This is a genomic window from Streptomyces sp. NPDC048659, assembly GCF_040650575.1.
Taxonomy (GTDB): Bacteria; Actinomycetota; Actinomycetes; order Streptomycetales; family Streptomycetaceae; genus Streptomyces.
This window is the reverse complement of record NZ_JBEZHM010000003.1, coordinates 191,918-208,439: the sequence shown is the minus strand read 5'-3', so window position 1 is coordinate 208,439 and position 16,522 is coordinate 191,918. Positions and strand designations below refer to the sequence as shown.

The 16,522-nt window shown below is 74.4% G+C and carries 13 protein-coding genes and 1 tRNA gene; 5 read left to right on the top strand and 9 right to left on the bottom strand.

The window, feature by feature from the left end:
- Positions 1-59: 59 nt before the first annotated feature.
- From AB0C99_RS04245 to pgsA, 3 genes are read right to left on the bottom strand one after another with little or no spacing between them, the layout of a single operon-like run.
- Positions 60-1,217 (bottom strand): glycosyltransferase family 4 protein, encoded by a 1,158-nt coding sequence (locus tag AB0C99_RS04245; protein ID WP_362468983.1) that lies wholly within the window; start codon positions 1,215-1,217, stop codon positions 60-62.
- On the bottom strand, positions 1,214-2,212 hold the full coding sequence (locus tag AB0C99_RS04240) for a phosphatidylinositol mannoside acyltransferase (protein ID WP_362468981.1): 999 nt from the start codon (positions 2,210-2,212) through the stop codon (positions 1,214-1,216). The genes AB0C99_RS04245 and AB0C99_RS04240 overlap by 4 nt, the downstream gene beginning before the upstream one ends.
- Entirely contained in the window at positions 2,209-2,868 is a 660-nt protein-coding gene (gene pgsA / locus AB0C99_RS04235; RefSeq protein ID WP_362468979.1) for a phosphatidylinositol phosphate synthase, read from the bottom strand. The genes AB0C99_RS04240 and pgsA overlap by 4 nt, the downstream gene beginning before the upstream one ends.
- A 275-nt stretch (positions 2,869-3,143) precedes the next feature.
- On the opposite strand from pgsA, the gene AB0C99_RS04230 reads away from it, so the two are divergent.
- Positions 3,144-5,348 carry an elongation factor G-like protein EF-G2 gene (locus tag AB0C99_RS04230; RefSeq protein ID WP_362469096.1) on the top strand — a complete coding sequence of 735 codons (2,205 nt, stop codon included), beginning with the start codon at positions 3,144-3,146 and terminating at the stop codon, positions 5,346-5,348.
- 210 nt (positions 5,349-5,558) lie between these two features.
- Positions 5,559-7,217 (top strand): hypothetical protein, encoded by a 1,659-nt coding sequence (locus AB0C99_RS04225; protein ID WP_362468977.1) that lies wholly within the window; start codon positions 5,559-5,561, stop codon positions 7,215-7,217.
- Positions 7,218-7,262: 45 nt separating this feature from the next.
- Here the strand turns inward: AB0C99_RS04225 and AB0C99_RS04220 are convergent, their stop codons facing one another.
- Complete coding sequence (locus tag AB0C99_RS04220; protein WP_362468975.1) at positions 7,263-7,826, bottom strand: HIT domain-containing protein; 564 nt, start codon at positions 7,824-7,826, stop codon at positions 7,263-7,265.
- 65 nt (positions 7,827-7,891) lie between these two features.
- On the opposite strand from AB0C99_RS04220, the gene AB0C99_RS04215 reads away from it, so the two are divergent.
- Positions 7,892-8,578 carry a potassium channel family protein gene (locus AB0C99_RS04215; RefSeq protein WP_362468973.1) on the top strand — a complete coding sequence of 229 codons (687 nt, stop codon included), beginning with the start codon at positions 7,892-7,894 and terminating at the stop codon, positions 8,576-8,578.
- Positions 8,579-8,662: 84 nt separating this feature from the next.
- Here the strand turns inward: AB0C99_RS04215 and thrS are convergent, their stop codons facing one another.
- The 3 genes from thrS to AB0C99_RS04200 form a co-directional block, all read right to left on the bottom strand.
- Positions 8,663-10,639, bottom strand: a complete 1,977-nt coding sequence (thrS, locus tag AB0C99_RS04210; protein WP_362468971.1) for a threonine--tRNA ligase — start codon at positions 10,637-10,639, stop codon at positions 8,663-8,665.
- Between the two features lie 181 nt (positions 10,640-10,820).
- Positions 10,821-12,029, bottom strand: coding sequence for a hypothetical protein (locus AB0C99_RS04205; RefSeq protein ID WP_362468969.1), 1,209 nt, complete (start codon positions 12,027-12,029; stop codon positions 10,821-10,823).
- On the bottom strand, positions 12,029-12,601 hold the full coding sequence (locus AB0C99_RS04200; protein WP_362468967.1) for a DUF4365 domain-containing protein: 573 nt from the start codon (positions 12,599-12,601) through the stop codon (positions 12,029-12,031). The genes AB0C99_RS04205 and AB0C99_RS04200 overlap by 1 nt, the downstream gene beginning before the upstream one ends.
- Before the next feature lie 121 nt (positions 12,602-12,722).
- On the opposite strand from AB0C99_RS04200, the gene AB0C99_RS04195 reads away from it, so the two are divergent.
- Complete coding sequence (locus AB0C99_RS04195) at positions 12,723-13,451, top strand: 3'-5' exonuclease (protein WP_362468965.1); 729 nt, start codon at positions 12,723-12,725, stop codon at positions 13,449-13,451.
- Positions 13,452-13,518: 67 nt separating this feature from the next.
- On the opposite strand, the gene AB0C99_RS04190 is transcribed toward AB0C99_RS04195, so the two are convergent.
- Together AB0C99_RS04190 and AB0C99_RS04185 are read right to left on the bottom strand one after the other, a co-directional pair.
- Positions 13,519-13,590 (bottom strand) — tRNA-Val (locus AB0C99_RS04190).
- A 39-nt stretch (positions 13,591-13,629) separates the two neighbouring features.
- Entirely contained in the window at positions 13,630-14,079 is a 450-nt protein-coding gene (locus tag AB0C99_RS04185; RefSeq protein WP_362468963.1) for an SRPBCC family protein, read from the bottom strand.
- Positions 14,080-14,161: 82 nt separating this feature from the next.
- Between AB0C99_RS04185 and AB0C99_RS04180 the strand changes: the two genes are divergently transcribed.
- Positions 14,162-16,516, top strand: coding sequence for a hypothetical protein (locus tag AB0C99_RS04180; RefSeq protein ID WP_362468962.1), 2,355 nt, complete (start codon positions 14,162-14,164; stop codon positions 16,514-16,516).
- Positions 16,517-16,522: the final 6 nt, after the last annotated feature.

Here is a 16,522-nt window from a genome sequence, read left to right as displayed (position 1 = left end):
GGTCACACAGCCGACCGACGGAGGACGGAGGACGGCGGAGGCACAACGGAAGGCCCCGCCTACAGCCCCAACCGAGCCCGCAACCCCCCACCGGCCCGCTCGTCCGCGGCCACCGAAGCCGCCCCGTCCGTCACCGTCTCGTACACGGCCAGGATGTCCGCCCCGACCGTCGACCAGTCGAACCGCCGCACATGCGCGGACCCGCGCTCCCGCAGCTCCTCGCGCCGCGCCTCGTCGCCCAGCAGCCGGATCGCCTGCTCCGCGAGGTCGTCCGCGTCCTCGTTGGCGAAGAGCTGCCCCGCCCCGCCCTGGTCGAGGACCTGCGCGAACGCGTCGAGGTCGGCGGCGAGCACGGGCGCGCCCGCCGACAGCGCCTCGACGAGGATGATGCCGAAGCTCTCGCCGCCGGTGTTGGGCGCCACGTACACGTCGACGCTGCGCAGCAGCCGCGCCTTGTCCTCGTCGCTGACCATGCCGAGGAACTCGACCCGCGAGCGCATCTCGCGCGGCAGCGAGGCCACGGCCTCCTCCTCGTCGCCGCGCCCGGCGACGAGGAGCCGCGTCCCGGGCCGCGCCGCGAGGATCTTCGGCAGGGCCCGCATCAGCACCGGCAGCCCCTTGCGCGGCTCGTCGATGCGCCCGATGAACCCGAGCGTGCCGCCCTGCCACTCCTTCTTGGGCTCCGCGCGGGCGAAGAAGTCGACGTCGACGCCGTTGGGGATGACGACGGCGTCGCCGCCGAGGTGCTCGACGAGCGTGCGGCGCGCGTACTCGCTCACGGCGATCCGCGCGCTGATCTTCTCCAGCGCCGGCTGGAGGATCGGGTACGCGGCGATCATCGCGCGCGAGCGCGGGTTCGAGGTGTGGAAGGTGGCCACGATCGGCCCCTGCGCCGCCCAGCAGGTGAGCAGCCCGAGCGAGGGCGAGGTGGGCTCGTGGATGTGCACGACGTCGAAGGTCCCGTCGTGCAGCCACCGCCGCACCCGGGCCGCCGACAGGAAGCCGAAGTTGAGCCGGGCGACGGAGCCGTTGTACGGCACGGGCACCGCGCGCCCCGCGGAGACGACGTACGGCGGCAGCGGCGTCTCGTCGTCGGCGGGCGCGAGCACGGAGACCTCGTGGCCGAGCCGGATGAGGTGCTCGGCGAGGTCGCGGATGTGGAACTGGACGCCGCCCGGCACGTCCCAGGAGTACGGGCAGACGATGCCGATCTTCACGCCGTCCCGTCCTCCCGTCGCTCCTCCAGGTCGGCGAGCCACAGCCGCTGCAGCATGTGCCAGTCCTCCGGGTGGTCCGCGATCGCCCCGGCGAAGACGTCCGCGAGGGCCTGTGTCATGGAGGACGTCTTCTCGGCCCGGGTGCCTGACTCGGGCACGTCGACGGGTGCGTGGATCTGTCCGCGCATGACGTCGGTGTCGTCGTACCAGAGGGTCACGGGCAGCAGCAGCGCCCCCGTCTGCTGGGCGAGGATCGCGGGCCCGGCGGGCATCCGGACGGGCTCGCCGAAGAAGGAGACCTCGACGCCGGACGCCGACAGGTCGCGGTCGGCGACGAGGCAGACGAGCCCGCCGGCCCGCAGCCGCCGGGCCAGGGTCCCGAAGGCGGAGCCGCCGGTGTGCGGCAGCACCTCCATGCCGAGGGACTCGCGGTAGGCGACGAACCGGTCGAAGAGCGACTCGGGCTTGAGCCGCTCGGCGACGGTGGTGAAGGGCACGCCGAGGGCGCGGGTGACCCAGACCCCGGCGAGGTCCCAGTTGCCCATGTGCGGCAGGGCGACGATGACGCCGTGCTCGGAGGCGAGGGCGTCCTTGAGGTGGTGGACGTCCTTGGGGTCGAAGCTGGCGGCGGCCCGCTCCCTGCTCCAGGCGGGGAGCCGGAAGGACTCCATCCAGTAGCGCATGTACGAGCGCATCCCGGCCTGGGAGAGCTCCCGCAGGCGCTCCGGGGAGGCGTCGGGCACGACCCGCGCGAGGTTGGACTCCAGGCGCAGGACGCTCTTGCCGCGCCGCTTCCAGGCGATGTCGGCGATCTTGCGCCCGAGGGCCTTGGCGACCGGCTCGGGCAGCTTCTTCACGGTGGCCCAGCCGAGCCCGTAGAGCCCGTCGGAGACGCGGTCCTTGAGCCCGCTCTTCCCTGCGGCACCGGACGCGCCGGACGCACCGGACGCACCGGTCCCAGCCGTCCCGCTCTTCCCCGCGGCGTCCCCGCTCATCCGGCCGCCTCGCTCCCGCGCGCGGCGGCGTCCGCCTCGGCGGACTCCCGGCGGACCGTCACGACCCGCTGGCCGAGGGTGACCGCCGAGCCGACGGCCACGACCCACAGCGCGATGGGCAGCAGGACCTGCACGCCGGGCACCCCGAAGGCGTGCAGTCCGGCGAGTCCGGCGGCGACCAGCGAGATCACCAGGCGCTCGGCGCGCTCGATCAGACCGTTCACGGCGACCGGCAGGCCGATCGATTCTCCGCGCGCCTTGGTGTACGAGACGACCTGGCCGCTCGCCAGGCAGAAGATCGCGACGGCGCACAGGACGTTGTCGTCGCCCCAGCCCGCGTAGTAGAGCGCGAAGCCGCCGAAGATCGCGCCGTCGGCGACCCGGTCGAGCGTGGAGTCGAGGAAGGCGCCCCAGCGGCTGGAGATGCCGGCCTGGCGGGCCATGTTGCCGTCGACGAGGTCCGAGAAGACGAACAGCGTGATGACGATCGTGCCCCAGAAGAACTCCCCGCGCGGGAAGAAGACCAGCGCGCCGGCCACCACCCCGGCGGTACCGATGAGCGTCACGGCGTCGGGACTGACGCCCCGGCGGAGCAGAAACGCGGCGAACGGTGTGAGGACACGCGTAAAAAAGGCACGCGCGTACTTGTTCAGCATGGCCTTCCCGAGGTTCGGTGGGCCGCGCGGCCCCTACGACCACCGGCTCACCCATCGTAGCCACGCGCGCCCCCGCGGGAGCGTCGGCACCCGCCCCACGGCGTCCGCGCGGCGGATTCCGCACGGTCGGCCCACCTCCCGCCGCCCACCGTCGCCGCCCCCGCCCGGCGCGGGCGCGGGCCCGCGCCCGTACGACGTATGGACGCACCGTGACGTCGGTGCAAAGCTCGAAGGACGACCACGGGCACCCCTCTCACGACCGGGAGGAAGACATCATGGGCGACAAGGCGAACGCGCACCCCGGGGCCGCCGGAAGGGCCCCGACGGCCGACCGGCCCTCGGCCGTACGGAACGTGGTGCTGGTCGGCCACAGCGGATCGGGCAAGACGACCCTCGTCGAGGCCCTGGCCCAGACCGCCGGAGCGGTCGGCCGGGCCGGGCGCGTCGAGGACGGCGGGACGGTCTCGGACCACGACGAGATCGAACAGCGCCGGCAGCGCTCCGTACAGCTCTCGCTCGTCCCCGTCGAATGGGCCGGGTGCAAGATCAACCTCCTCGACACCCCCGGGTACGCCGACTTCGTCGGGGAGCTGAGGGCCGGTCTGCGCGCGGCGGACGCGGCCCTCTTCGTCGTCTCGGCGGCCCAGGAGGCCGACGCCGTCGCCGGGTCGACCCGCGCGGTCTGGGAGGAGTGCGCGGCCGTCGGGATGCCCCGGGCGATCGTGGTGACCCACCTGGACACCGCCCGCACCGACTTCGGGCGGCTCACGGAGGTCTGCGCGGAGCTGTTCGGCGGCGACGACCCCGACGCCGTCCTCCCGCTCTACCTGCCGGTGCGGGGCCCGGAGGGCGCCGACGGGCACGCCCCGGTCACCGGCCTGGTGGGGCTGCTCACGGAGCGGATCTTCGACTACGCGACGGGCGAGCGCCGCGAGGACCCGCCCGACGAGGCGCAGCGCCCGGCGCTCGCCGCGGCCCGCGACCGGTTGATCGAGGGGATCATCGCCGAGAGCGAGGACGAGACCCTGATGGACCGCTATCTCGGCGGCGAGGAGATCGCGCTGAAGACCCTCGTGGACGACCTGGAGAAGGCGGTCGCGCGGGGCACCTTCCACCCGGTGCTGACGGCCGCCCCGGCGGCGGACGGCGGCCGGCAGGGGCTCGGCACGGTGGAGCTGCTCGACCTGGTCACGGGCGGCTTCCCCACCCCGCTGGAGCGCCCGGCGCCGCTGGTCACCACCCCGGAGGGCGCGCCGGGTCCGGCCCTGTCCTGCGACCCGGACGGGCCGCTGGTCGCCGAGGTGGTGAAGACCTCCTCGGACCCGTACGTGGGGCGGCTCTCGCTGGTCCGGGTCTTCTCCGGCACCCTGCGCCCGGACGAGACCGTGCACGTGTCGGGGCACGGGCTCGCCGACCGGGGCCACGAGGACCACGATCTCGACGAGCGGGTCGGCGCGCTGACCTCGCCCTTCGGCAGGCAGCAGCGGCCCGTGGCCCGGTGCGTCGCGGGCGATCTGGCCTGTGTGGGCCGGCTGGCGCGCGCGGAGACCGGGGACACGCTGTCCGCGAAGGACCTGCCGCTGCTGATGGAGCCGTGGGCGATGCCGGAGCCGCTGCTGCCGCTGGCGATCGAGGCGCACGGCAAGGCGGACGAGGACAAGCTGTCGCAGGGGCTCGCGCGGCTGGTGGCCGAGGACCCGACGATGCGGCTCGAACAGAACCGGGACACCGGGCAGCTGGTGCTGTGGTGTCTGGGCGAGGCGCACGCGGACGTGGCGCTGGAGCGGCTTCGGGGCCGCTACGGCGTGCGGGTGGACACCGTTCCGCACCGGGTGGCGCTGCGGGAGACCTTCGGCGGGGCGGCCACCGGGCGCGGGCGGCACGTGAAGCAGTCCGGCGGGCACGGCCAGTACGCGGTCTGCGAGCTCGACGTGGAGCCGCTGCCGCCGGGCAGCGGGATCGAGTTCGTCGACAAGGTGGTCGGCGGCGCGGTGCCGCGCCAGTTCGTCGCCTCCGTGGAGAAGGGGGTCCGGGCGCAGGCGGCCCGCGGGGTCGCGCTGGGATATCCGCTGGTGGACGTCCGGGTCACCCTGCGCGACGGCAAGGCGCACGCGGTGGACTCCTCGGACGCGGCGTTCCAGACGGCGGGCGCGCTGGCCCTGCGGGAGGCGGCCCGCGAGGTGCCGATCCGTCTCCTGGAGCCGGTCGCGGAGGTGTCGGTGCTGGTGCCGGACGAGTACGTGGGCCCGGTGATGGGCGATCTGTCCGGGCGGCGCGGCCGGGTGGTCGGCACCGAGCCGGCGGGCGCCGGGCGGACGCTGGTGCGGGCGGAGGTGCCGGAGATCGAGATCGGGCGGTACGCGGTGGAGCTGCGCGCGGTCTCGCACGGCACGGGCAACTTCGACCGGGCGTACGCGCGGCACGAGGCGATGCCCCCGCAGCTGGCGGACAAGCTGCGCGAACAGGCGGAAAAGGAATAGCGCCTGACGCCCCGTCCGGCCCCGCACGGCCCCGCACCCTCCCGCCCCGGCCGGACGCCGCCCGCCCAACTCCCTCCGGGCGGACGGCATTCGGTCGCCTTCGTCCGGTCCGGTGACGCAGGAGTCGCCGCCCGGTTACGCTGTGGTGCCCAGCTCAGAAGGTGTGCGGGGCGCGGCAGTTGGGAACAGCCCGCACAGGGACCCGTGGTGATGGGGGCGGCAGTGACGATCGGCAGTTTCGGCATCGGGGCGCAGATTCCCCTGCAGGGCTCGGACGCGCAGACGGCGGCGACCCACGCCCTCGCCTCCGCCGCGTACCGCGACAGCCCGGTCGGGGCGATCCTGGACGCGAACAGCGAGTGGCACAAGTCCGCCGTCAAGGAGGGCAAGTGGCACAAGCTCTTCCGCCCCGACCTCGGCGAGGCGTTCTCCCGTGCCGTGCAGGTGCGGATGCTGGGCGGCGCCCGCAAGCCGCTCATCCAGTCCTTCGGAGCCGACCCGCAGCCCGTGGTCGAGCACTGCCTCGCCGCCACCGGCATCCGCAGGCGGCGCGACGTGAAGCTGACGCTGGTCACCCTGGTGTGCGGGGTGCTGTTCCTGCCGGGGCTGCTGCTCTGGCTTGGTGTCATCCAGCTCCGCCGGATCGCCGCCGGTTCCGACAACCGCCGCACCAGCGCCCTCGGCACGGCCCTGCTCTGGGCCGCCGGGATCTTCGCCGTCCTGGTGCTCCTCAAGCTGCCCTTCGACGGCGTGCTCCCCAACTACCTGCGCGCGATGATCGTGGCCCCCGTGGCCGGCTGGTACCTGGCCCGCCGGATCTGCGAGAACACCGCGGTGGACCTGCGCGAGCGCTGGACCGCGCTGCTCAGCGGCGGCGGCATCGGCGCCAAGATCCCCGAGGCGGTGCCCCAGGACCCGGGCGAGAAGACCGCCGAGGACCTCCGGCAGAACCTGGAGAAGCTCGCCGCCGAGCAGCAGTCCAACGTCGTCTTCTACGCGGGCCCCAAGGGGATACTGGGCATGGGCACCCGCTGGGGCAGCTGGACCCTCGCCGAGGAGCTGGTCCCGAAGAACGGCAAGGAGATCCACGACTTCCGCGCCTGGGACGTGGTCCGCCAGATCCACACCCAGCTGACGCTGCTGGAGCGCGGCTCGCTCAAGACCGGCTTCCCCAAGCCGACGGTCAAGCACTGGATCGTCTCGCCGGTCGGCGAGGGCGCCGACGAGGTCGGCCGCCCCGAGGGCGAGAACATCGTCGCCTTCCAGGTGAAGCCGCACGAGATACAGCGCATCTGCAACGACCAGCAGTTCGGCAGCGGCAACCGCCACTACCTGGGCGTGCAGTTCACCCTCTGGGACGGGCAGCTGGTCCTCACCATGATGGTCACGGTCACCTCGCTGCACCACACCCTGCGCGTCGAGGTCACCGGCCACGCCCTCGGCCCCGTCCACGGCCTCTTCATGAGCAAGCCCAAGGGGAAGTCGAAGGAGGTCTCCAAGACCGTCAGGTTCTGGGAGACCCGGGAGATCAAGCTGCCGCTGACCGACACCGACGAGGTGGTCCGGCAGGCCGTCCGCGCCCCGCTGACCTGGTTCCCGCCGGTCCTGGACTTCCTCGGCGGCAAGCTGGTGCTGCCCGAGCCCTTCGGCCTGCGGCACTCCTGGGCGGGCCCGCCGTGGAAGAACCGCTTCATGGCCGACGACGCCATCCGCACCGCGACCCCCGTGCTGCGCGCGGTCCACGCCGCGACCATCAAGGTCCTCGACGAGCACGGCGTCGACACGGAGCGCTTCACCAGCCGCTCCCTGATGCTCGGCGGCGGCATCCAGGACCCCGGCCCGCGGAAGGCCGACCTCTACGACGCGTGAGGGGGCCGTCCGGCCGGACGGCCCCCTGGGGGCGGGTGTGCGGGCTCAGCCGGCCGTCGGCCAGGCGTCGGCCAGCATCCTCCGGGTGTCGGCGAGGAGCTGCGGCAGCACCTTGGTGTGCCCGACGACCGGCATGAAGTTGGTGTCGCCGCCCCAGCGGGGCACCACGTGCTGGTGCAGATGGGCGGCGATGCCGGCGCCCGCGACCGCGCCCTGGTTCATGCCGATGTTGAAGCCGTGCGCGCCGGACGCGGCGCGCAGCGCGGCCATGGCCCGCTTGGTGAACGCGGCGAGCTCTACGGTCTCCGCCGCGTCGAGGTCGGTGTAGTCGGCGACGTGCCGGTACGGGACGACCATCAGGTGGCCGCCGTTGTACGGGTAGAGGTTGAGGACCGCGTACACGCTCTCGCCGCGCGCGATCACCAGACCGTCCTCGTCCGACTTCGCGGGGATCGAACAGAAGGGACAGCCGTCCTCGGCGCCCGGCCCGCTCGGCTTGTTCTCCCCCTGGATGTAGGCCATCCGGTGGGGCGTCCACAGGCGCTGGAACGCGTCCTGCGTCCCCACTCCGATCTGCTGCTCCGGCTCAGTCGTCATGCTGTGCAGCATATTGCTTCGCCCGTTCGGATCGTGTCGCCGGGGCGAGGGATCCGCCCAGGGGCCATGCTGAACCGATGAGAGACAGGCCGCCGGTACCGCCCGCCCAGGAGCGCTGGGACAGCCGGATGGAGACCCCGCTGACGGTGATGGCCCTGGTCTACCTCGCCGGCTACGCGGTCCGGGTCCTCGGCCACCACCTGCCGGGCCCGGTGAAGGACCTCTGTCTCGCGATGACCTTCGCCGCCTGGGCGGTCTTCCTCGTCGACTACGTGGTGCGGGTCCGGCTGAGCGGCACCGGGGTGCTGCGCTTCGTGCGCCACCACCTGCTCGACACGGTGGTCGTGGTCCTGCCGCTGCTGCGCCCGCTGCGGATCGTCAGCGTCTACGACCGGGTGCAGCGCCGCCGCGACAAGCCGCGCCTGAGCCTGTACGCCCGGGTCATGGCGTACGCCGGGATGACGGCGGGGCTGCTGGGCTTCGCGGGGGCGCTGACCGTCTACCACTTCGAGTACGCCGCCCCGGGCGCCTCGATCCGCACCTTCGGCGACGCGGTGTGGCTGACCTGCGCGACGCTGGCGACGGTCGGCTACGGGGACGTGACCCCGGTGACGCCGATGGGCCGCCTGACGGCGGTGGGGCTGATGGGCGTGGGCCTGGCGCTGCTGGGCGCGGTGACGGGCTCCTTCTCGTCCTGGCTGATCCAGGCGTTCACCCGGGAGGACGAGAAGGGGCCCCCGGGGAGTACCCCGGGGGCCCCTTAGCCCCGCAGGAGCGGGGAGCAACACGCGGTTCCGTACATCCGATGGAGTATGGGCGGACCATCCCCGTCCACGCGGGGAACGGCGCTACACCTGAACGCGTGCCTCGACCACCTCAACGAGCTTGTTCAGCGCCTGGTCACGGGGGATCCCGTTCTCCTGCGACCCGTCGCGGTAACGGAAGGACACCGTTCCCGCGTTCATGTCGTCGTCACCGACGATGATCATGAACGGCACCTTCTGGCGCTGCTGGTTGCGGATCTTCTTCTGCATCCGGTCCGAGGACGCGTCCACGTCGACCCTCAGGCCCCGCTTCCGCGCGTCGGCGGCGAACTCCTGCAGGTACTCGACGTGCGAGTCGCCGATCGGGATGCCGACCGCCTGCACCGGGGCCAGCCACGGCGGCATGGCGCCCGCGTAGTGCTCCAGGAGCACCGCGAAGAAGCGCTCGATCGAACCGAACAGCGCGCGGTGGATCATGACCGGGCGCTGCTTGGTGCCGTCCGGCGCGGTGTACTCCAGGTCGAAGCGCTCCGGCAGGTTGAAGTCGAGCTGCACGGTCGACATCTGCCAGGTCCGGCCGATGGCGTCGCGCGCCTGCACGGAGATCTTCGGGCCGTAGAACGCGGCGCCGCCCGGGTCGGGGGTCAGCGGCAGGCCCTGCTTCTCGGCGACCTGCTGGAGGACCGCGGTGGCCTCCTCCCACACCTCGTCCGAGCCGACGAACTTCTCCGGGTCCTTGGTGGACAGCTCCAGGTAGAAGTCGGTCAGGCCGTAGTCGCGCAGCAGGTTGAGCACGAAGGTGAGAGTCCGGTCGAGCTCCTCGGCCATCTGCTCGCGGGTGCAGTAGATGTGCGCGTCGTCCTGGGTGAAGCCCCGGGCACGGGTCAGACCGTGCACGACGCCGGACTTCTCGTACCGGTACACGGTGCCGAACTCGAACAGGCGCAGCGGCAGCTCACGGTAGGAGCGCCCGCGCGCGTCGAAGATCAGGTTGTGCATCGGGCAGTTCATGGGCTTGAGGTAGTAGTCGGTACCACCGTCGAGCTGCATGGGCGGGTACATGCCCTCCGCGTACCAGTCCAGGTGGCCGCTCTTCTCGAAGAGGGCGCCCTTGGTGGCGTGCGGGGAGTAGACGAACTCGTAGCCCTCCTCCTCGTGCCGGCGGCGCGAGTAGTCCTCCATGACCCGGCGGATGATGCCGCCCTTGGGGTGGAAGACGGCGAGGCCGGAGCCGATCTCGTCCGGGATGGAGAACAGGTCCAGCTCGTTGCCCAGCTTGCGGTGGTCGCGCTTCTCGGCCTCGATGAGGAAGTCGAGGTGGGCCTTCAGCTCCTCCTTCGACGGCCAAGCGGTGCCGTAGATGCGCTGAAGCTGCTTGTTCTTCTCGTCACCGCGCCAGTACGCCGAGGCGTTGCGCATCAGCTTGAACGCCGGGATGTTCCGGGTGGTGGGCAGGTGCGGACCCCGGCACAGGTCGCGCCAGCACAGCTCGCCGGTCTTGGCGTCCAGGTTGTCGTAGATGGTCAGCTCGCCGCCGCCCACCTCGACGTTCGCCCCGTCGTCGGTCGACGCGGCGCCCTTGATGCCGATGAGCTCCAGCTTGTACGGCTCGGCGGCGAGCTCCTCGCGGGCGGCCTCGTCGGTGACCACGCGGCGGGAGAAGCGCTGCCCGCGCTTCTGGATCTCCTGCATCTTCTTCTCGATGACCTTGAGGTCCTCGGGAGTGAAGGGCTTCTCGACGTCGAAGTCGTAGTAGAAGCCGTCCCGGACCGGCGGGCCGATGCCCAGCTTGGCCTCGGGGAAGAGCTCCTGCACGGCCTGGGCCATGACGTGCGCGGTGGAGTGGCGCAGGATGTCGAGACCGTCCGGCGAGGAGATCTCCACCCCCTCGACGACGTCGCCGTCGGCGAGCTCGTACGCCAGGTCCTTCAGCTCGCCCGCGACCCGGGCGGCGATCACGGTGCGGTCGTCGGCGAACAGGGCGCCGGCCGTGGTGCCCGCGCTCACCGCCCTCTCCTCTGCTCCCGAGGCGGACTGGACGGTCACACGGACTTCAGACACGAATGCTCCATACATAGGGGCGCTGGCAGACACGAGGTGCCGGCGCCGGCGGCGCGCGGCAGAGACGAGGTGCCGCGCAGGACCCCGATCCTACCGGGACCCGCGCCCGCGCCCCCTCCGAATTACCCGCCGCCCGCCCTCCGGGCCCAGGTCAGCCGCACCCCGCCGAGTCCGGAGACCCTCAGCCGTCCCCGTCCTCCCCGTCCTCCCCGTCCTCCTCGCCCTCCCCGAAGAAGTCGTCCGCGCCGCCGAGCGTCTCCCGGGTCTCCCGCATCGACTTCATCAGGCGCTCCCGCACCGCCTCGTCCACCCGCACCGGGACCACCCCGCTCGGGTCGGTGAGCCGCCGGAAGCCGCCGCGGCTCTCCAGCCGGCCCGCCACCCGGATCGGCAGCCCGACCAGATGGGCGTGCCCGGCGGTCCGGTAGGCGTCCTCGTCGAGGCTGACCCGGACGTGCCGCACGTCCGCCCCGGCCAGCACCCGCAGCCGCACGGTGCCCTCGCCGTGCGGGCCGGAGCGGCGCAGCCGGACCACGCTGCCGGTGATCCGCACCGGTACGGAGGGCTCGTCGGCCAGGTAGCGGGCGCCGGCGGCGCGCAGCGCGGGCAGGTCGCCGGGCGAGAACTCGACGGGCTCCGGCCGCACGGCGCAGCCGGCCGGGGTGCCGGCCGCCGGGGACCAGGCCAGCACGATCCCGGCGCCCTCGGTCCCCCGCACCAGCGCGACCAGGGCCTCCGTGAGCTCCCGGCTCACCCCGGCCTCGACGGCGGAGTCGAACGCCTCCATGCCGCCGGTGGCCCGCTGGTAGTCCACGGCCTCCCGGGCCGCGTACAGCGCGTGGTAGAGCCGCACGGAGACGGCCCGGCCCGTCTCCACCGGCAGGAAGGCGGTGAGCCCGCCGCCGGGGGTGCCGTCGACGACGACCTCGTCCAGCGCGGCCTCGGCCCGCCGCCGGTGCCGCGCCCCGTGGTAGCCGGCCCGGGCCCGTACGGCGAGGGCGCCCGCGAGCAGCGTGGCGCGGGCGGCGGAGCGCAGCCGCTCCTCCACCGGCCAGGGCACGGCCCCGGTCGGCCCCGGCGGCACGTCGCGCCACCAGCGGATCTCGTCGCTGGGGGCGGCGAGCCCGGTCAGCACCTCGCGGGCCGAGGGCGAGCCGCTGCGGGCGAGCGCGGTCAGCGCCTCGCCGATCAGGTCCTCGCAGTCCGGGAAGGCCCGGCTCTCCGGCAGCAGCAGGCTGGTGCCCCGGGAGCCGGCCTCGGGCCCGGGCGGCGCCCAGCGGGTGTAGCGGCCGTTGGCGCCGCCGTGCCGCCGCCAGCCGTGCCGGGCGAGCAGCGCGCCGAGCACCCGCGGGTCCACCACGCCGGGGTCGGGTTCGTCGATCGGCCGCATCAGGGACTCCCTCCCACGCCGACCCGGGCCATGATCTCGCAGAGCGCCCGGTCGTCGAAGATCCGCGTCGTCGGGACGCGCACGGTGGTCCTGCGCCGTCCCGTGACCGGGTGACCGGCCAGGTTGATCCAGTAGCAGCAGTGCCGCAGGTCCAGCCGGTCGTGGCCGGCCCGCAGCCAGTCCTCCCGGTCGCGCGGCACGAGCATCACGACCAGGATCTTGTGCACGGCCACGGGGGTCCGGGCCAGCTTCACCAGGTGCTCGTTGTCCAGGGTGAAGGAGAACGCCGGGGGCCCGCCGGGGGTCCGCGGCGGCAGTTGGTAGGTGCACTTGAGCTGCACCTTGATGGTCACCTCGTCGTCGACCGTGTGCCCGGGAGCGCCGTGGCTCACGTGCCAGTCGATGCCGTTGTCCGGGAACGGCTGCGACAGCGAACAGCCCGCCGCCGCCGCGACCGCGTGGAGGTACCCCACCTGGAGGGTCTCCATGCAGGCGGTGGTGGCGAGCGAGCCGCGCAGCGGCGCCGCCTCCCCCGGCGGCGGCCCTCCCCATTCGGGCTGGGCGATCGCCATGTCGAAATCCCTTCCCCGTCAGCTCTGTTGTGACCGTTTTGCGTACGGTGCAAACAGCCCGGGTATCACCGTTTCGGGCAGGGGGTTGGCCATCTGCCGCGCACGTGCGAGGAGTTCGGGGATGACGACGCACTGGTTCGATGGGCCCCTGGCCGCATTCGACACGGAGACCACAGGAGTCGACGTCGAGGAGGACCGGATCGTGTCCGCCGCCCTCGTCGTCCAGGACGCCGCCGGGATGCGGCCGAGGGTGACCCGCTGGCTGGTGAACCCCGGTGTCCCGGTGCCCGCGGCGGCCACCGCCGTACACGGGCTGACGGACGATCACCTCCAGCGCAACGGGCGCTGGCCCTCGCCGGTGGTCGAGGAGCTGGCCCGCGCGATAGCCGAGCAGACGGCGTCGGGGCGGCCCCTGGTGGTGATGAACGCCCCCTTCGACCTGACCATCCTGGACCGGGAGCTGCGCCGCCACCGCGCCTCCACGCTCGGCACCTACATGGACGGCGTGCCGCTGTGCGTGCTGGACCCGCGGGTCCTCGACAAGCACCTGGACCGCTACCGCAAGGGCCGCCGGACGCTGACGGACCTGTGCGAGCAGTACGGGGTGGAGCTGGACGGCGCCCACGACGCGGCGGCGGACGCCGCGGCGGCGCTGGACGTCGTACGGTCGGTGGGGCGGCGCTTCGCCTCCCGGCTCGAACGCCTGTCACCGCCCGAGCTGCACACCCTCCAGGCGGTGTGGCACGCGGCCCAGGCGCGCGGGCTGCAGGCGTGGTTCACGCGGCAGGGCACCCCGGAGACGGTGGACCCGGCGTGGCCGCTGCGCCCGGAGCTGCGGACCGCGGCCTAGCCCGCCCTCGACGGGCTCCGGAAAAGGCTGAGGCCGGTCCGTCTGCTGACGGACCGGCCTCTCCCGGTGGGCGATACTGGGATCGAACCAGTGACCCCTTCGGTGTGAACGAAGTGCTCTCCCGCTGAGCTAATCGCCCGGGAACGGGTTGAACCATACAGGGTTTTCGGGGTCTCGTTCAAACCGCGCGCAGCAGCGCCGCGAGACCGCGCCGCCCGCCGCGCATCATCAGGGCGTGGTTGGCGCGGAAGAGGGGCCGCGCGGGGACGGCGAGCGCGCGCATCAGCGGGGCCCGGACCTCGACCTCCTGCTCGTACACCGCCCGGGTGCCGGCCGCCCCGTCGGCCAGCAGCGTCCAGCGGGCCCAGCCGACCAGATCGCCGCCGAGCGCGACCTCCAGGACCCGGGCGCCGGGGTCGCGCCGCCGCGCCTCGGCGGTGACGACGAGGTCGTACGGGAGGAGGGAGCGGAAGCGGGCGGTGCCGGAGCGCTCGTCGCGCGGGACGACCTCGCGCACCTGCGGCCACCAGCGGGGGTACTCCTCGGCCCGCTCCAGGACGGCGTAGACGGTGTCGGGCGGGGCGGCGAGGCACCAGACGCTGCGGAAGCGGTAGCGGCACCAGTCCATGGCTCCAGTGTGGGCTACTCAGGGGCGGATCTGAGTAGCCGCACCCATCCCCGCGCCCGGGCCCCGGCCGCACACTCCGGCTATGGACTCCTCCCTGCCTCCCGCGGAAGAGCTGGTGCTCGTCGACCGCGAACTGGCCCGACTCGACGCCCACCGGGCCCGGTTGCTGGCGCGCCGGGACTGGCTGCTGCGGGTGCTGCACACCCCCGCCGCCGCCGCTCCCGTGGCGGGGCCGCGCCCCGAGGCGAGCCCGCGCGGCGCGCAGAACGTGCTGCTGACCCTCGGCGGCGTGCTGCTGGCCGTCGCCGCCGTCGCCTTCACCCTGGTCAGCTGGGGCTCGATGGGCATCGGCGGCCGGGCGGCCGTGCTGGGCGCCGTGACCTCGGCGGCGCTCCTCGCCCCCGTGGCGCTGCTGCGCAAGGGACTGCGCTCCACGGCCGAGTCGGTGGCCGCCCTCGGCCTGGCGCTGACCCTGCTCGACGCGTACGCCCTGCACCGGGCGGCGCTCCCGGAGACCGGCGTGCTCGCCTACACGGCGATCGCGGCGGCCGTGCTCGCCGCCGGCTGGGCCGGGTACGGGGCCGCCCTGCCCCGGCTGCGGATCCCGCTGCCGGCGGCGGTGGTCACGGCCCAACTGCCGCTGCCCCTCGGGGTGCTGGCCCTGGACGGCGGCCCGCTGTCGCTGGCCTGGGCGACGCTCGCCACGGCCGCCCTCGACCTGGCGACGGCCCGGCGCACCGCGCCCGCCCCGGTCCGGATCACCGCGCTGGTCACGGCGGGCACGCTGGGCGGCGCGGCGCTGGTGACGGGGCTCGCCCTGTCGGCCGTGACGCCGCTGCGCGCGGCCCCGCTGCTGCTCGCCTGCGCCGCCGTCCTGCTCTACGCGGCGGTCCGCACCGCCCCGGCGGCGGTGCCCGCCACGGGGCTCGCGGGCTTCGCGGGCCTCGCCCTGACCGCCGCGGCCGGCGGGCCGCTGCGGGAGGTGCTCCCGGGCGGATGGACGGTGCCGGGGTACGCGGGGTGCGCGGTGCTCCTCGCGGCGGCGGCGCTGCGGCTGCCGCGCGTGCCCGAGGCGCTGCGGCGCGGGCTCGCCGGGGCCGGCGGCCTGGTCCTCGCGCACGCGCTGATGTGGGCGCTACCGCCGACGGCGGCCGGACTGCTGGGGCCGCTGGCCCGCACCACCGCCCCGTGGTCGGGCGCGCACGCCGACCCGGTCCTCACGAGCTATCCGGCGACCGCCCCGCTGGTCGTGCTGCTCGCGGCCGCCGCGCTGGCGGCCGTCCCCCGCCCGTGGGCCCGCTGCGGCGCGCTCGTACTGGCCTGGGCGCTGCTCACCGGCCTGCCGGTGGCCCCGGGGCTGCCGTACCCGGCCACGGTCGCCCTGACGCTCCTGACGGCCGCCGCGGCGCTGACGGCGGCGGTGCGCCCGGCGCTCCTGGTCCGCGGCCTGCCCGGGGCGGGCGCCGGGCTGCCGGGGAACGTGGCGTGGCTCGGCCTCGGCCTCGGGTTCGCCTCCGCGCTCACGGCGGTCACCCTGGGCCTGGACACGCGGGCGGCGACGTTCACGGTGCTCGGGGTGATCCTGGCGCTGCTCGCCGGGGTGGCGGTGCTCGCGGCGGGGGCCGTGCGGCTCGTCGGCGCCTGCGGGGCGGTGCTCGCGGCGGCCGGGCTGGTCGGCGCGGGCGCGGCGGCGGCGCAGGCGGCTCCCGCGACGGCCGGTCTCCTGCTGCTGGCCGTGCCCGCCGGGACGGCCGGCCTGGGCGCGTGGCTGCGCCGCCGGACGGTGGCGGTGGCCGTGGAGGCCGCCGGCGCCGCGGTGGGCCTGTGCGCGCTCGGCCTCACGGCGGGCCGCCCCGCCCTGCTCGCGCTCGCGCTGGCCCTCGGCGGGGTGCTCGCGGCGGCGACGGCGGTGCGCCCGGAGCGGCGCCCGGCGGCCTCCTGGACGGCGGCCGGGCTGTTCCTCGCGGCGTCCTGGGTGCGGCTGGCGGCCTGGGAGGTGACGGCGCCGGAGGCGTACACGCTGCCGGTGACGGTCCCGGCCCTCGTGGTGGGCGTGCTGCGGCGGCGCCGGGACCCGGACGCCTCGTCCTGGACGGCGTACGGGCCCGGGCTCGCCGTGACGCTGCTGCCGAGCCTGATGGCGGCGTGGCCGGACCCGGGGTGGACGCGCCCGCTGCTGCTGGGGCTCGGGGCGCTGGCGGTGACGCTGCTGGGCGCCCGGTTCCGGCTCCAGGCGCTGCTGCTGCTCGGCGGCACGGTGCTGGCCCTGGACGGGCTGCACGAGCTGGCGCCGTACGTGGCGCAGGTGGTGGGGGCGCTGCCGCGCTGGCTGCCGCCGGCCCTGGCGGGCCTGCTGCTGCTGGCGGTCGGGGCGACGTACGAGCAGCGGCTGCGGGACGCCCGGCGGCTGCGGGAGCGGCTGGGGCGGATGCGCTGAGCCCCG

Coding starts and splice junctions, on each gene's coding strand:
- AB0C99_RS04240 (WP_362468981.1), bottom strand. CDS start 2,212: ATGAGCGGGGACGCCGCGGGGAAGAGCGGGACGGCTGGGACCGGTGCG.
- AB0C99_RS04230 (WP_362469096.1), top strand. CDS start 3,144: ATGGGCGACAAGGCGAACGCGCACCCCGGGGCCGCCGGAAGGGCCCCG.
- AB0C99_RS04225 (WP_362468977.1), top strand. CDS start 5,559: ATGGGGGCGGCAGTGACGATCGGCAGTTTCGGCATCGGGGCGCAGATT.
- AB0C99_RS04195 (WP_362468965.1), top strand. CDS start 12,723: ATGACGACGCACTGGTTCGATGGGCCCCTGGCCGCATTCGACACGGAG.
- AB0C99_RS04220 (WP_362468975.1), bottom strand. CDS start 7,826: ATGCTGCACAGCATGACGACTGAGCCGGAGCAGCAGATCGGAGTGGGG.
- pgsA (WP_362468979.1), bottom strand. CDS start 2,868: ATGCTGAACAAGTACGCGCGTGCCTTTTTTACGCGTGTCCTCACACCG.
- AB0C99_RS04205 (WP_362468969.1), bottom strand. CDS start 12,029: ATGCGGCCGATCGACGAACCCGACCCCGGCGTGGTGGACCCGCGGGTG.
- AB0C99_RS04215 (WP_362468973.1), top strand. CDS start 7,892: ATGAGAGACAGGCCGCCGGTACCGCCCGCCCAGGAGCGCTGGGACAGC.
- AB0C99_RS04185 (WP_362468963.1), bottom strand. CDS start 14,079: ATGGACTGGTGCCGCTACCGCTTCCGCAGCGTCTGGTGCCTCGCCGCC.
- AB0C99_RS04180 (WP_362468962.1), top strand. CDS start 14,162: ATGGACTCCTCCCTGCCTCCCGCGGAAGAGCTGGTGCTCGTCGACCGC.
- AB0C99_RS04200 (WP_362468967.1), bottom strand. CDS start 12,601: ATGGCGATCGCCCAGCCCGAATGGGGAGGGCCGCCGCCGGGGGAGGCG.